General features: G+C 62.4%; 13 protein-coding genes and 1 riboswitch. Of the genes, 3 read left to right on the forward strand and 10 right to left on the reverse strand.

What is annotated here, in order from left to right; translation table 11 throughout:
* Positions 1 to 26: 26 nt before the first annotated feature.
* The 6 genes from OPU96_RS21680 to OPU96_RS21705 all read right to left on the reverse strand — a co-directional run bounded on the left by OPU96_RS21680 (position 27) and on the right by OPU96_RS21705 (position 5746).
* Positions 27 to 1022: an esterase-like activity of phytase family protein gene (locus tag OPU96_RS21680; protein WP_192298261.1), complete on the reverse strand. Its 996-nt coding sequence runs from the start codon at positions 1020 to 1022 to the stop codon at positions 27 to 29.
* Positions 1022 to 2929 carry a DNA topoisomerase IV subunit B gene (gene parE / locus OPU96_RS21685; protein WP_192298262.1) on the reverse strand — a complete coding sequence of 636 codons (1908 nt, stop codon included), beginning with the start codon at positions 2927 to 2929 and terminating at the stop codon, positions 1022 to 1024. The genes OPU96_RS21680 and parE overlap by 1 nt, the downstream gene beginning before the upstream one ends.
* A gap of 45 nt (positions 2930 to 2974) precedes the next feature.
* Positions 2975 to 3583: a YqiA/YcfP family alpha/beta fold hydrolase gene (locus OPU96_RS21690; RefSeq protein ID WP_192298263.1), complete on the reverse strand. Its 609-nt coding sequence runs from the start codon at positions 3581 to 3583 to the stop codon at positions 2975 to 2977.
* Between the two features lie 192 nt (positions 3584 to 3775).
* Positions 3776 to 4591, reverse strand: coding sequence for a 3',5'-cyclic-AMP phosphodiesterase (cpdA, locus tag OPU96_RS21695; protein ID WP_192298264.1), 816 nt, complete (start codon positions 4589 to 4591; stop codon positions 3776 to 3778).
* Between the two features lie 97 nt (positions 4592 to 4688).
* Entirely contained in the window at positions 4689 to 5138 is a 450-nt protein-coding gene (locus tag OPU96_RS21700) for a DUF1249 domain-containing protein (RefSeq protein ID WP_017734937.1), read from the reverse strand.
* A complete protein-coding gene (locus OPU96_RS21705) occupies positions 5129 to 5746 on the reverse strand; it encodes an NUDIX domain-containing protein (protein ID WP_498559657.1) in 618 nt (205 codons plus the stop codon). The genes OPU96_RS21700 and OPU96_RS21705 overlap by 10 nt, the downstream gene beginning before the upstream one ends.
* A gap of 191 nt (positions 5747 to 5937) precedes the next feature.
* On the opposite strand from OPU96_RS21705, the gene OPU96_RS21710 reads away from it, so the two are divergent.
* The gene (locus tag OPU96_RS21710; protein WP_192298266.1) at positions 5938 to 6684 is read left to right on the forward strand and encodes an RsiV family protein; all 747 of its coding nucleotides are present in this window, start codon (positions 5938 to 5940) and stop codon (positions 6682 to 6684) included.
* Here OPU96_RS21710 and cytX read toward each other — a convergent pair.
* Together cytX and thiC are read right to left on the reverse strand one after the other, a co-directional pair.
* Positions 6653 to 7942 carry a putative hydroxymethylpyrimidine transporter CytX gene (gene cytX / locus OPU96_RS21715; RefSeq protein ID WP_498559658.1) on the reverse strand — a complete coding sequence of 430 codons (1290 nt, stop codon included), beginning with the start codon at positions 7940 to 7942 and terminating at the stop codon, positions 6653 to 6655. The two genes, OPU96_RS21710 and cytX, sit on opposite strands and share 32 nt — an antisense overlap.
* Before the next feature lie 145 nt (positions 7943 to 8087).
* Complete coding sequence (gene thiC, locus OPU96_RS21720; protein WP_192298267.1) at positions 8088 to 9977, reverse strand: phosphomethylpyrimidine synthase ThiC; 1890 nt, start codon at positions 9975 to 9977, stop codon at positions 8088 to 8090.
* Positions 9978 to 10129: 152 nt separating this feature from the next.
* A riboswitch (TPP riboswitch) is annotated at positions 10130 to 10235 on the reverse strand.
* 194 nt (positions 10236 to 10429) lie between these two features.
* Between thiC and OPU96_RS21725 the strand changes: the two genes are divergently transcribed.
* Positions 10430 to 11869, forward strand: coding sequence for a TolC family outer membrane protein (locus OPU96_RS21725; protein ID WP_192298268.1), 1440 nt, complete (start codon positions 10430 to 10432; stop codon positions 11867 to 11869).
* A 137-nt stretch (positions 11870 to 12006) separates the two neighbouring features.
* On the opposite strand, the gene waaA is transcribed toward OPU96_RS21725, so the two are convergent.
* Together waaA and OPU96_RS21735 are read right to left on the reverse strand one after the other, a co-directional pair.
* On the reverse strand, positions 12007 to 13284 hold the full coding sequence (gene waaA / locus OPU96_RS21730; RefSeq protein WP_498559659.1) for a lipid IV(A) 3-deoxy-D-manno-octulosonic acid transferase: 1278 nt from the start codon (positions 13282 to 13284) through the stop codon (positions 12007 to 12009).
* A gap of 23 nt (positions 13285 to 13307) precedes the next feature.
* Positions 13308 to 14198: a LysR family transcriptional regulator gene (locus OPU96_RS21735; protein WP_192298270.1), complete on the reverse strand. Its 891-nt coding sequence runs from the start codon at positions 14196 to 14198 to the stop codon at positions 13308 to 13310.
* A gap of 102 nt (positions 14199 to 14300) precedes the next feature.
* On the opposite strand from OPU96_RS21735, the gene OPU96_RS21740 reads away from it, so the two are divergent.
* The gene (locus OPU96_RS21740) at positions 14301 to 14636 is read left to right on the forward strand and encodes a DMT family transporter (RefSeq protein WP_192298271.1); all 336 of its coding nucleotides are present in this window, start codon (positions 14301 to 14303) and stop codon (positions 14634 to 14636) included.
* Positions 14637 to 14657: the final 21 nt, after the last annotated feature.

Genomic DNA, 14657 nt, shown 5'->3' on the forward strand with positions numbered 1-14657 from the left:
CCGGGTCAATTCAAAATAATCAAAATTCATGGCTGGGCACTCCAGCCACCGGCCGGGGCGGCGAAACGATAAACCACCGGGCGTTTTTCACCATCGGCACGCGGGCCGAAGTTGTTGTCGATGCCCAACCAGGCACCGTCGGCATCCACCACCAGGGCTTCGGCCAGGCCATAGGCCTGAGGGTAGCGCCGCGCTGGGGTCAGGGTCTCGTCGGCAAACGACCAGCACAGCTCGACTTTGGCCGTGACCGCATCGCGCCGGCAGATCTGGAACGCATTGCGCTCAAGGGTAAACAGCTTGCCATTGAACAGCGCCAGGTCGGAAAAGTCCTTGGACACCGCCTTGGCATTGGAGAACTGGGCGGGCTGCACTTCCTGGCCGGCCTCGCTCAGCAACACACACGGGCCGTCGCAATCCCACAGGCTTTGCGGACGCTTGATCGAGATTAGGCCGCGCCGCTCGCGCTCGGCCGCGAGCCAAATCTGATTGCCTTCAGGATTTATCGCCAAGCCTTCAAACAACGCATTGAAGTGCAGCAATAGGCCACTGGCCCGCGCCTCGCGCACCATGCCCGGGGCGATCCGCAACCACTCGGGCGCCCCACTGGCCGGCACTTGCAGCACCGCAGCATGGGCTTCGCTGACAATGTAGCGGTTGCCCGCGGCGTCGCAACTGATGCCTTCAAAATCCAGGTCGCCACCGCGAATGAACGACGCGGCCTTGGTGCGCGAACGCAGCCCCCAAGGCAAACCGGACTCCGGCACCGGCGGCACGTCGATCTTCACCGTCTCGGCCTTCCAGGTCGGCGCGCTGATGTCCAGGCGATAGATCTGGTCGTCGTCGCGATCAGAAACGGTCCACAGCTCCTTGCCACACAACGCCAGGCCCGACAGGTTGCCGCCGCGCATGCCGTCTACCGGGTGTTCGGATACCAACTTGAGTTCAGCCACGGGCGCAGCAGCCACCGAGGCAGCCGCCAACCCGCTCAACACCAGGATCGCCAGGGCGAAACCTGTGCGCATCAGCCCAGGACCTCGGCGAGGTTGCCCTTGGATTCCAGCCAGGACTTGCGGTCTGGCGCGCGTTTCTTCGCCAGCAGCATGTCCATCATTTCCGACGTCGCGGCGAAGTCATCGCCCAGGGTCAGCTGCACCAGGCGCCGGGTGTTCGGGTCCATAGTGGTTTCGCGCAGCTGCGGTGGGTTCATCTCACCCAGGCCTTTGAATCGCGTGACCTGCGGCTTGCCGCGCTTCTTCTCGGCCACCAGGCGGTCGAGGATGCCATCGCGCTCGGCTTCGTCGAGGGCGTAGAAAATCTCTTTGCCCAGGTCGATGCGGTACAGCGGCGGCATGGCGACGTAGACGTGACCGGCATCCACCAACGGACGGAAGTGCTGCACGAACAGCGCGCACAGCAAGGTGGCGATGTGCAGGCCGTCGGAGTCGGCGTCGGCGAGGATACAGATCTTGCCGTAGCGCAGTTGGCTCATGTCCGCCGCGCCGGGATCGACGCCGATGGCCACGGCGATGTTGTGCACTTCCTGGCTGGCGAGGACTTCGCTGCCATCGACTTCCCAGGTGTTGAGGATCTTGCCGCGCAACGGCAGGATCGCCTGGAACTCTTTATCCCGCGCTTGCTTGGCGGAACCGCCGGCGGAATCACCTTCCACCAGGAACAGTTCGGAGCGCATCGGGTCTTGCCCGGCGCAATCGGCCAGTTTGCCCGGCAGTGCCGGGCCGGCGGTGATGCGCTTGCGCTCGACCTTCTTGCTGGCCTTCAAGCGACGGCCGGCGTTGTTGATCGCCAGTTCGGCCAAGGCCAGGCCGAGTTCCGGGTGTTCGTTGAGCCACAGGCTGAAGGCGTCCTTGACCACGCCGGAGACAAACGCGGCCGCCTCGCGGGACGATAGGCGCTCCTTGGTCTGGCCGGAGAACTGTGGCTCCTGCATCTTCATCGACAGCACGAACGCGATGCGCTCCCACACGTCTTCCGGCGCCAGCTTCACGCCGCGCGGCAGCAGGCTGCGGTACTCGCAGAATTCGCGCATGGCATCCAGCAAACCCTGGCGCAAACCGTTGACGTGGGTGCCGCCCTGCGCCGTGGGGATCAGGTTGACATAGCTTTCCTGCACGCTGTCGCCGCCTTCGGGCAGCCACAACAGCGCCCAGTCGACGGCTTCTTTATTACCGGCCAGGCTGCCGCAGAACGGCTCGTTGGGCAGGCGTTCGAAATCGCTGACGGAGTCTTCCAGGTAGGAGCGCAGGCCGTCTTCATAGTGCCACTCGACCTTCTCGCCGGTGCCTTTGTCTTCAAAGGTGACGAGCAGGCCCGGGCACAGTACGGCCTTGGCCTTGAGCACGTGCTTGAGGCGGCTGATGGAGAATTTCGGCGAATCGAAGTATTTCGGGTCCGGCGCGAAGTACACGCTGGTGCCGGTGTTGCGCTTGCCGACGGTGCCGATGACTGCCAGGTCGGTGGCCTTGTAGCCATCGGCGAAGGTCATCTCGTATTCGTTGCCATCGCGCTTGACCCTGACCCGCACCAGCGTGGACAGGGCGTTGACCACCGAAATGCCCACGCCGTGCAAGCCGCCGGAGAACTGGTAGTTCTTGTTGGAGAACTTGCCGCCGGCGTGGAGCTTGGTGAGGATCAGCTCGACGCCCGGCACCCCCTCTTCCGGGTGAATGTCCACCGGCATGCCGCGGCCGTCGTCGGACACTTCCAGGGAGTGGTCAGCGTGGAGAATGACATGTACCGACTTGGCGTGACCGGCCAGGGCTTCGTCGACGCTGTTGTCGATGACTTCCTGGGCAAGGTGGTTCGGCCGGCTGGTGTCGGTGTACATGCCGGGGCGTTTGCGCACCGGGTCGAGGCCCGAGAGGACTTCGATGGCGTCGGCGTTATAAGAGCTAGCGCTGGGAGTGGCCATGGTGTCTCGTCGTGAGTCGTTCGATTAAAAAATGACCTGCGATTTTTACAATGACGAAAAATCGAAGGATTGATACTGATCTGCGCCAATCCCGGCAAAGCTCAACAACGCCGGCAATTGCCTGGCGAACCCCTGGTAACCATGGTCGCCACCGGCCTGGATGCGCAAGGCGCAGGCACGGTAATACTGTTGGGCGAGGCGGTAGTCCAGCGTTTCATCGCCGGTCTGCAACCACACCTGGTAACGCGCGGCGTCCTGGGGCGCCGCCACTTCCAGCTCGGCCAGGGCCGCGACGTGGTCGTGGGTCAATTCCCAGGTTTCATCGGTGTAGAGGTTCTTCTGGGTGCCCAGGTAACCGTCGAACATCCGATGGGGGCTGACCGCCGGGTTGACCAGCAGCGCCTTGAGGCCATGGCGTTCGGCAAGATGGGTTGCATAGTAGCCGCCGAGTGAGCTGCCGACCAGCAGTGGCCGCCCCAGTTCAGCGATCGCCGCTTCCAGTTGGGGAATTGCCTGACGCGGGTGGTGATGCAGGGCCGGCACACGCAACTGGTCGGCCAGGCCGAGGGCGTCCATCACGGTGATCAACTGGCTGGCCTTGTTGGACGCCGGCGCGCTGTTGAAACCATGGATATACAGGATCGAAGCGGACATGCCGGGCTCTCCGTGACTTGGGCCAAAGAGGCGCAGTTTACAGGGATCGGGGTGGTATCTACAGGACATAAGAAGAACCAATGTGGGAGCTGGCTTGCCTGCGACAGCGGTGTATCAGCCACACATTGATTACTGGCAGACCGCTATCACAGGCAAGCCAGCTCCCACATTTATGATCAGTGTTTGCAGCTTTTAATAGCCGTTGCTGCCGTAATCCACCGTAAATTCGAAGTCCTGGACCCGCTCTACGCCAGTTTCCAACCGCCCGTCGGCATGCAGTCGCAACCAGCGATACCCCGGCGCCTGCTCGCTGACCTGGAAATCCTCGCTGCCCGGCGCGAACTGGATGCAGGTCGACGGCGAGGCCAACAACCGCACGCCGTTGCGCTCGCGGTCGATTTCCTGGTGCACATGCCCCCAGAGCACTGCCTTGACCTGCGGGAAGCGATCCAGCACGGCAAACAGCGCGTCGGGATTGCGCAGGCCGATGGGCTCCATCCAGGCACAGCCAATGGACACCGGGTGATGGTGGAAACACACCAAATGATGGCGATTCGGCGCTTCACTCAACGCCTGGACGAGCAGTTGCAGTTGCTGATCCTGCAAGTAACCGGGCACCGAGCCCGGCACGGCGGAGTCCAGCAGGATGATGCGCCAGTGGCCGACATCGACCACCGGTTCCAACAGATCACTGTGCACGGCAGCGTGGGCCATGATCTGGGGTTCGTCATGGTTGCCGGGAATCCAGCGTGCCGGCGCATCGATCTGCCGGGTCATGTCGCGAAATTGCTGGTACGACGCCAGCGTGCCGTCCTGGGACAGATCGCCAGTGGCCAGCATCAGGTCGATCTGCGGTTGTTGCGTGCGCACCAACGCGATCACCTGTTGCAGGCTTTCACGGGTGTTCATGCCCAGCAGCGTGCCGTCGGCCTCGGCAAACAGGTGGCTGTCGGACAGTTGCACCAGCAGCGCCGGCGCATCGGGGTTCACGGTGGATACGCTCGGCAAGGCGCTCTCCCAAGGCAATCACAGGAATGGACAGTTGGCGTGATTATGCTGGGCAGGACACAAAGAGGAAACCAGGGGAAGCAGACGCAGTTCACATCTACCGCACCGCTTCGAACTCATGGCCCAGGGCCAGGCAGTGACTCAACCATTCACCGAGGAACACATTGAGCTGTGCTTTCTCATCGGGCTGGTGCATGAACACGTTCGGGTAAGGGTAGATGCTGCGAAAGCGCCGCGCATGTTCGGCGCTGATCACTTCGGCCATGCGTGCGTCGTGGTACACCTGCACTTCCAGTTGCGGCACCGGCAGCCACGGCAGGCTGTGCTCCTGGCGCACGCGCAGGGTAGTGGTGTACGGGCAATTGACGATGACTTCCAGGGTCAGCACGCCAAGCATCTGGTCGCCATGGGTCACGCCGATGCGCCTGGCCGCCGGGGCGTGGCGCATGTCGGGGAGCAGACGCATCAACCGCGCATAGTTGGCCTCGCAGGCTGCTTGCAGCCCGATCAGGTCGACGCGATAACGTTCCCGTGCCTTTACTGCCATAACCCCCTCACTTCCGCGCGATTAAGCGCAAGCCATTGCAGGGCGATGATGCTGGCTGCGTTGGAAATCCTGCCGTCGCGCACCGCTTGCAGGGCGTCTTCAAAAGCCCAGACGGTGACGCGGATGTCTTCTGCCTCTTCTTCCAGTCCATGGACGCCACCGGCGCCCGAGCTGTCGCAACGGCCCAGGAACAAGTGGACAAATTCGGTACTGCCGCCAGGCGATGGGAAATATTTGGTGATCGGCCACAGCGCGGAGAATGTCAGCCCAGCTTCCTCCTCGGCTTCGCGGTGTGCAACCTCCTCCGGCGCCTCATCCTTGTCGATCAGGCCGGCGACCATCTCGATCAGCCAGGGGTTGTCGGTACGGCCCAGGGCGCCGACGCGGAACTGTTCGATCAACACCACTTCGTCGCGCTGGGGGTCGTAGGGCAATACACACACGGCGTCATGACGAACGAAAACTTCGCGGTTGATCACACGGCTCATGCCACCGTCGAATTTTTCATGGCGCAATTGCACCCGATCAAGCTTGTAGAAGCCCTGATAGGCATTGTCGCGCTGAACAATCTCGACCGCGCTCGGCGTCGATTTCGCTGTATCCGTCATATCCTGCCTCGTTAAGCCTGTGCAATTCGCGCCATCCTAACGCGCTCGCGCCCGTTGGTGCAGCCCCTTTCCAGTTGCCGGGATAGACGGCGAACGTCAAACTCACTCTATTCAGCTTAGTGGCGAACTGACGGCCATGCCGGTAGTCGAACCTGCACAATTTCGCTCTTATCGATAGACGAAGGACATCCATGTCGCTTTTAAAAATCGCCTCCGTGGCCTGCATCGCACTGACCCTCGGCGCCTGTCAAAGCCTGTTCCAACCCAGCTGGCGCACGCCGCTGGAAGCCACCCGCGACACCACCGAGCAAAGCCAGGCCGGTTGTGCCAGCGCCGATTGCCCACTGGTGAACATCGACACCGTGCACTTCGCCAAGGAGCCCAAGCTGGACGCCCTGATCGAACAGCGCCTGCTGGAAATGACCCGCACCAACGCGAACGACCCGCTGCCGACCAGCCTTGAGACCTATCGCGAGCAATTCCTGCGCACCGCCGCGCCGCGCAACAGCATGTACTTGCAGGCCAAGGTACGTGAGCAGCATGACGGCTTGGTGATCATCGAGCTGTCCAGCTACCTGGACCAGGGCGTTACCCACGGCGAGCCGGGCCGCGGGTTCATCAACTATTCGCGCCAGCAACAAAAGGCCCTGACGTTGACCGACATGCTGCTGCCCGGCAAAGAGGACGCGTTCTGGAAAGCCGCCCAGGTGGCCCACAACAGCTGGCTGATCAGCACCCGCCTGAGCCTGGAACCGGAGTTCGTGAAGACCTACCCCTTCCAGAAAACCCCGAACGTGGCACTGACCTACGGTGGGGTGATCCTCAAGTACCCCACCTCCACCATCGCGCCTTACGCCCTGGGCCACGTCGAGTTGCAAATCCCCTACTCGCGCCTGGACGGTATCCTCAAGCCTGAATGGGTGCCTGCGCGCCGCTGAACACGCGCCCGAGGATGAACTGCAACAGCCCTGCCAGCAGCAGCGCCGGCAGGGTTGCGCCGACATCCGGATACAGGTTGGCCAGCAGGTGGTAAGTGCCGATGCCCCCCAACCACGCCAGCAGCGCCGGCCAACGCAGAGCGGCGACCAGACCCGGGCCACGACGGCGCAGAATGAAGTGATCCACCAGCACCACGCCGAACAGCGGCGCAAACACCGAACCGATCAGCAGCAGGAAATTCTGGTACTGGGCCAAAGGCGCGAAGCAGGCGATCAGCGTACAGATCACGCCAATCGCCAGGGCCAGGTGCTCGACTTTCAGGCGCAATAGGATGCCGCTGGACACCGCCGCCGAGTGAATATCGGCAAAGGCGTTTTCCGACTCATCCAGCAGGATCAGCAACAGCGGAATCCCCAGGCCCGCACCGGCCAAGGCCAACAGCAGCGCATTCACTTCAGCGCTTGGTGCAAACGCCAGGGTGTAGGCCACGCCCAGGCTCATCAGCCAGAAATTACCGATGAAAAAGCCCAGCGCGGTGCCGCCGAATACGCTTTTGGCGCGCTTGCCGAAGCGTGAGTAATCGGCAATCAGCGGCAGCCACGACAGCGGCATGGCGATGGCAATGTCGAAACCCACCGCAAACGGCATCGAGCCATCGCCGGCCTGGGCCCACAGTGCGCCAAGATCGGCCTTGGCGAACAGGTTCCAGGTCAGCCACAGGCATGCGGCGAGCAGCAGCCAGATGCCCCATTTGCGCAGGATCTGGCGCACAAAGGTCAGCGGCCCACTGACGGCCAGCAAGGTCGCCAGGCCACCGAAAAACAGCGTCCACAACAACGGACTGGCCAGCAGGCTGCCTTCGCTGAACGCCCGCGTGCCCAACAGGCTGGCGGCGTCGCGCATCACGATGATTTCGAACGAGCCCCAGCCGATCAGTTGCAGCAGGTTGAGCAACGCCGGCAGGCTCGCGCCCTTGGCGCCGAGGCTGAGTTTCAGCGCGGCCATGGCAGACAGGCCGGTGTCGCTACCGATCACGCCGACGGCGGCCAGCAGCAACACGCCAACCAGGGTGCCGAGAAAGATCGCCAGCAGCGAGCCGGACAGGCCCAGGCCCGGTGCGAGCAAGGCGCCGGTTTGCAGGACCATCAGGCCGATGCCGAGGGAGAACCACAGGGAGAACAGGTCGCGGGCGCCGAAGACTCTTTTGTCGCTCGGCACGGCTATATCAGGGGAGTAGGTACTCGGTTGAATGCTCAAGGGTGTTATCTCTGAGGGGCATTTTTTGTTTGGGAGATTGCTTTCGCGAGCAAGCCCGCTCCCACATTTTGAACTGTGAATACATTCAAAATGTGGGAGCGGGCTTGCTCGCGAAGAGGCCGGTACAGGCACCTCCAATCCCGGATCAGACCTTCTTGTACAACTGGCTACCTTCCTGCTTGAACCGCTCGGCCTGCTCCGCCAAGCCCTTGGCCACCTCCACATCCACCGCGTCAATGCGCTGGTTGGCGGCGTACTCACGCACTTCCTGGGTAATCTTCATCGAGCAGAACTTCGGCCCGCACATCGAGCAGAAATGCGCGACCTTGGCCGAATCCTTCGGCAGCGTTTCATCGTGGTACGAACGCGCGGTGTCCGGGTCCAGGCCGAGGTTGAACTGGTCCTCCCAACGGAATTCGAAGCGCGCCTTGCTCAGGGCGTTATCACGGATCTGCGCGCCCGGATGGCCTTTCGCGAGGTCAGCCGCATGCGCGGCGATCTTGTAGGTGATGATCCCGGTCTTCACGTCATCCTTGTTCGGCAGGCCCAAGTGCTCCTTCGGCGTGACGTAGCAAAGCATCGCGCAGCCGAACCAGCCGATCATCGCCGCACCGATGCCCGAGGTGATGTGGTCGTAACCCGGCGCAATGTCGGTGGTCAGCGGGCCGAGGGTGTAGAACGGCGCTTCGTCGCAGCATTCGAGCTGCTTGTCCATGTTCTCCTTGATCAACTGCATCGGCACGTGGCCAGGGCCTTCGATCATGGTTTGCACGTCGTGCTTCCAGGCGGTCTTGGTCAGCTCGCCAAGGGTTTCCAGCTCGCCGAATTGCGCGGCGTCGTTGGCATCGGCAATCGAGCCCGGGCGCAGGCCGTCGCCGAGGGAGAAGCTGACGTCATAGGCCTTCATGATTTCGCAGATTTCGTCGAAATGCGTGTAGGTGAAGTTCTCTTTGTGGTGCGCCAGGCACCACTTGGCCATGATCGAGCCGCCACGGGAGACGATGCCGGTGACACGCTTGGCGGTCAGCGGCACGTAGCGCAGCAACACGCCGGCGTGGATGGTGAAGTAATCGACGCCTTGCTCGGCCTGCTCCACCAGGGTGTCGCGGAACAGCTCCCAGGTCAGGTCCTCGGCGGCACCGCCAACTTTTTCCAGGGCCTGGTAGATCGGCACGGTGCCGATTGGTACTGGCGAGTTGCGGATGATCCACTCGCGGGTTTCGTGGATGTGCTTGCCGGTGGACAAGTCCATCACGGTGTCCGAACCCCAGCGAATGCCCCAGGTCAGTTTCGCCACTTCTTCTTCGATGGACGAACCCAGGGCGCTGTTGCCGATGTTGCCGTTGATCTTCACCAGGAAGTTACGGCCGATGATCATCGGTTCCAGTTCGGTGTGGTTGATGTTGGCCGGGATGATCGCGCGGCCACGGGCGATTTCTTCGCGCACGAACTCAGGCGTGATGATCTTCGGCACGCTGGCGCCGAAACTGTGGCCGGCGTGTTGCTGGTCGAGCAGGCCAGTGGCGCGGGCTTCTTCGAGCTTCATGTTTTCGCGGATGGCAACGTACTCCATCTCGGCGGTGATGATGCCTTTGCGCGCGTAGTGCATCTGCGTGACGTTGGCGCCGGCCTTGGCGCGGCGTGGGTTCTTCACGTGGGCGAAGCGCAGTGCGGTCAGCTCGGCATCGCTGAGGCGCTGTTGGCCGAAGTGCGAGCTGAGGCCCGGCAGGCGTTCGGTGTCGCCACGCACTTCGATCCACGGCGAGCGCACGTCGCCCAGGCCTTTGCGCACATCGATGATCACGTTGGGGTCGGTGTAGGGGCCGGAGGTGTCGTAAACGGTGACCGGCGCGTTGATCTCACCGCCGAAATCGGTGGGGGTCACGTCCAGGCTGATCTCGCGCATCGGCACGCGGATGTCCGGGCGGGAGCCCTGTACGTAGATTTTCTGCGAGCGGGTAAAGGGTTGCACGGAGCCGGAATCAACCTTGGCCGATTCACTCAGGTGCACGGTGTTTTTTGGTTTTGTACTCATCACGGGCTCTCCAACTCTTTATCCAGGCGGTGGATTTTTGTCGGAGCGAACCTGTGACGGACGGACGCACTGGAACCAGTGCTGTGCTTGGCGCACGAGGGCTGTTCGATTGTCGAACAGCATCCCGGACGAAGCACAAGAGGACTCGCCGGGTGACGAGAAATCTTGTTCCCTACGCAGGCGCTAACCTGATCAGGTTCAACGGGATCCGGTATTTACCGATCTCAGCCTTCCAACAAGGCACCCCGACAAGAACGCGGCCAGTCTAGACCATGGCGTAGGCAAATTGCCAATGGCGGTGCATTCAGCATGATGAATGGCGCAATTGCAGGATTGTTGTGCCGTGATCGCGCCACTACACTCGGTACGGCTCCAAGGCTTGACGCTCTGAAGCTGCGGCCGTAGCCTTGGCCGACAAATTATCGCCGTAATATTTGATCAGGGAACGCCTCATGCTGCGCAAACTCTCACTGGCTCTTGCCGTGTCTTGTGCGACCAATGGAATGGTTTGGGCAGCAGAAGCGCCCTTGTCCGCCAACACTGACTTGGTCAGCGTCTACCAGGAAGCGGTAAACAACAACGCTGACTTGGCGGCCGCCCGCGCCCAATACGGCGCGCAAAAAGAAGTGGTGCCACAGGCCCGCGCCGGTTTGCTGCCGAACCTGTCGGCCGGTGCCGACAGCAACAACGTGCGCACCCAGCTCTCGCAGCCATCAGGCACTGCCAATCGCGATGCGCATTCGTGGCGCGCAACCTTGAGCCAGCCGCTGTTCCGCGCCGACCGCTGGTTCCAGCTGCAAGCCGCCGAAGCCGTCAACGAACAGGCCGCGCTGCAACTCTCGGCCACCGAACAGAACCTGATCCTGCAAAGCGCCGAAAACTACTTCGCCGTGCTGCGCGCCCAGGACAACCTGGCCTCCACCAAGGCCGAAGAAAATGCCTTCAAGCGCCAGCTGGACCAGTCCAACGAACGCTTCGACGTCGGCCTGTCGGACAAGACCGACGTGCTGCAATCCCAGGCCAGCTACGACACTGCCCGCGCCAACCGCATCCTCGCCCAGCGCCAGGTAGAAGACGCGTTCGAAGCGCTGATCACCCTGACCAATCGCCAGTACAACTCGATTCAGGGCATCGTCCACACCCTGCCGGTACTGCCGCCGCTGCCGAACGACGCCAAATCCTGGGTCGAAACCGCCGGGCGCCAAAACCTGAACCTGCTGGCCAGCAACTACGCTGTCACCGCCGCCGAAGAAACCCTCAAGCAGCGCAAGGCCGGCCACGCGCCGACCCTCGACGCCGTGGCGCAGTACGAAAAAGGCGATAACGATGCGCTCGGCTTCAGCAACCCCAACCAGTTGCCGGTGCCGTACGGCGGCGATGTGTCCCAACGCACCATTGGCCTGCGCCTGAGCATCCCGCTCTACAGCGGCGGGCTGACCAGCTCGCAAGTGCGCGAATCCTATTCGCGCCTGGACCAGACCGAGCAGCAACGCGAAGGCCTGCGCCGCCAGGTGGTGGAAAACACACGCAACCTGCACCGCGCGGTGAACACCGATGTAGAACAGGTGCAGGCGCGTCGCCAGTCGATCATCTCCAACCAGAGCGCGGTGGAAGCCACGGAGATCGGCTATCAGGTGGGTACGCGCAATATCGTCGATGTGCTGGATTCGCAGCGCCAGCTGTACTCGTCGGTGCGCAACTACAACAACAGCCGCTATGACTACATCCTCGACAACCTGCGCTTGAAGCAGGCGGCGGGGACGTTGAACCCGGGGGATTTGCAGGATCTGGCGCGTTATCTGAAAGCGGACTACAACCCGGATCGCGACTTCCTGCCGCCGGACCTGGCCAAGGCTGCTGCCGAGCAGCTAAAAGCCCGACCGGGATATTGATAACACTGCAATACCAATGTGGGAGCTGGCTTGTGTGGGAGCGGGCTTGCTCGCGAAGGCGGTGTATCAGTCGCCACATGTGCAGGCTGACCCACCGCTTTCGCGAGCAAGCCCGCTCCCACATTTGACCTCTATTGTCAGTGGGTGATGAGTCTGCTCAAACCATCCAGCAAACGCTTCAAAGCACCTTGGTTCGCCTGCATCACCTTGAGCCCCGCCTGCCCCATCCTGCGCGCATCCTGCGGCAACTCGAACAACTGCCGCACCGCCTCAGCCAACCCTTCGGCATCATCCACCTGCCGCAACGCCCCGCCTTCACGCATCATCGCGGTGATTTCGAGGAAGTTGAATACGTGCGGCCCCATGATCACCGGCTTGGCCAACGCCGCCGGCTCCAGCGGGTTATGCCCACCAGTCGCCACCAGGCTGCCGCCGACAAAGGCACTGTCGGCCAAGGCATACAGAAACAGCAATTCGCCCATGGTATCGCCGAGCAACACCGAGGTTTGCGAGGTGACGGGTTCGCCCGTGGAACGGCGCACCGTGGCGAATCCCTGTTGCCCGCACAACTCGAACATTGGCCCGAAACGCTCCTGATGGCGCGGCACCAGGATCAATAACGCATTGGGATAGCTGTCGAGCAACTGGCGATGGGCGGCGAGCACCACTTCATCTTCGCCTTCGTGGGTACTGGCGGCGATCCACACCGGACGCTCACTGGCGCCCCATTGTTCGCGCAAAGCGGCGGCGCGCTGCGGCAGTTCGGGGTCGATGGTCAGGTCGAACTTGATCGAGCCGGTCACTTCAACGGCTTGCGGACGCGCACCGAGGCTTAAAAAGCGCTGGGCTTCGGTTTGCGTCTGAACGGCCAACAGACTCATCTCTGCCAGCATCGGCGCGGTGAGCTTGGCGAAACGCCCGTAACCCTTGGCCGAGCGTGCCGACAGCCGCCCATTGGCCAACGCCACGGGAATACCGCGCAGGGCACAGGTGTGGATGTGGTTGGGCCACAACTCGGTTTCCATGATCACCGCCAGCTTCGGCTGCACGCGATCAAGAAAGCGCTTGGCGGCGCAAGGCAAATCATAGGGCAGGTAGCAGTGTTGGATGCGCGGCTCGTTGGCGAACAGCGCCTGGATGCGCTCGGAACCCGTGGGCGTCATGCAGGTCACGGTGATTGCAAGCGTCGGATAACGCTCCAGCAACCCGCGCACCATGGGCGCGGCGGCGATGCTCTCGCCCACCGACACCGCATGCACCCAGATCCCGCCCGGCTGCAACACCGGCAAGCCATAGGAGAAACGTTCGCTCACCCGCTTGGCATAGGCCGGGGCCTTGCGCGCGCGCAGCCACAGACGTAAAGCCACCAACGGCAGCGCCAGGTAAAACAGACAGCTGTAGAGAGTTCTATTCATGGCGGCGGAGTTTATCGGCTTTTTCAGTCAATCGCCCGTAGACACTCGGCAAAACGTTCCGCCAGAAAACGTGCGGCCGGGCCGAGGGGCTCGTCGCGGCGCCAGACCAACTCCACCACCAACGCTGGCGGGGTCCATTCGCTGTCGAGTTCGACCATCTGGTTCTGGTAGGTCGGGTATTGCACCACATGCCGCGGCAGCCAGGCCCAGCCGAGGCCACGGGTCAGCCATTCGGCCAGCACGTAAAAGCTGTCGGCACGCCACACCTGTGGGCTGGCAGCTTCGCTGCCGGGGTAGACGCTGGTCTGGGTCGACATCAGCAGTTGGCGGTATTGCGCGAGGCCCTGGCAGTCCACGGTTTTCTGCCGAGCCAACGGGTGATTGCGCCCGCAGACGGTGACCATTTCCACACTGCCGACCACCCGCCGCTCCAGCGCCTCGGGGATCTGATCATGATAGAACAACATGCCCAGGTCGGCTTTGCGCTCCACCAGCTTGCGTGCGACATCGCCTTGGGCGGCGCTGGAAATCTGCACTTCCAGGTTGGGAAACTGCCCGGCCAATGCATCCAGGCTGTCCAGCACCGGCTGATACAGCATCGCCTCATCCTGGGCCAGGCGCAGGCAGGCTTCTTCGCCGCGCATCAACGACAGCGCCCGGCCGTTGAGGCGCTCGCATTGGCGCAGCACTTCCCGGGCTTCTTCAAGCAACACCGTGCCGGCCTCGGTCAGGCGCGGTTGGCGGCCGCTGCTACGCTCGAACAGGCTGACGCCCAGGTCGGCCTCCAGCAGCGCAATCCCATTACTCACCGCCGACTGCGCCTTGCGCTGCCCGCGCGCCACCGCCGAAAACGAACGCTGCTCGGCGACGCTGACAAACAGGCGCATCTGTTCCAGGTTCCATTGCACGCTCATGCTTCAACCCATCTCCAATTCAGATAGGTAATGACTTTACCCCATCTGGCCAAGCCCTAAAATGGCGACATTATCAAACGCGGTTCACACCGAGGATTACCCATGAACCCTGCCTACTACTACCTGGCCATCGCCATCTGCTCGGAAGTGATCGCCACTGTTTCGATGAAAGCCATCAAGGGCTGGAGCACACCTATCCCACTGCTACTGGTGATCGTCGGCTACGGCGTGGCGTTCTGGATGCTGACCCTGGTGGTGCGCACCGTGCCGGTGGGCGTGGCCTACGCGGTGTGGGCCGGGATGGGCATCGTGATGGTGAGCGTCGCAGCGCTGTTCATCTACGGGCAGAAACTCGACCTGCCGGCGATGCTCGGCATGGGCCTGATTGTGCTGGGTGTGGTGGTGATCCAGTTGTTTTCGAAAACCGCCGGGCACTGACCACCACGCAACAGCCTGTAT

It is taken from the genome of Pseudomonas sp. RP-B7 (assembly GCF_059803535.1).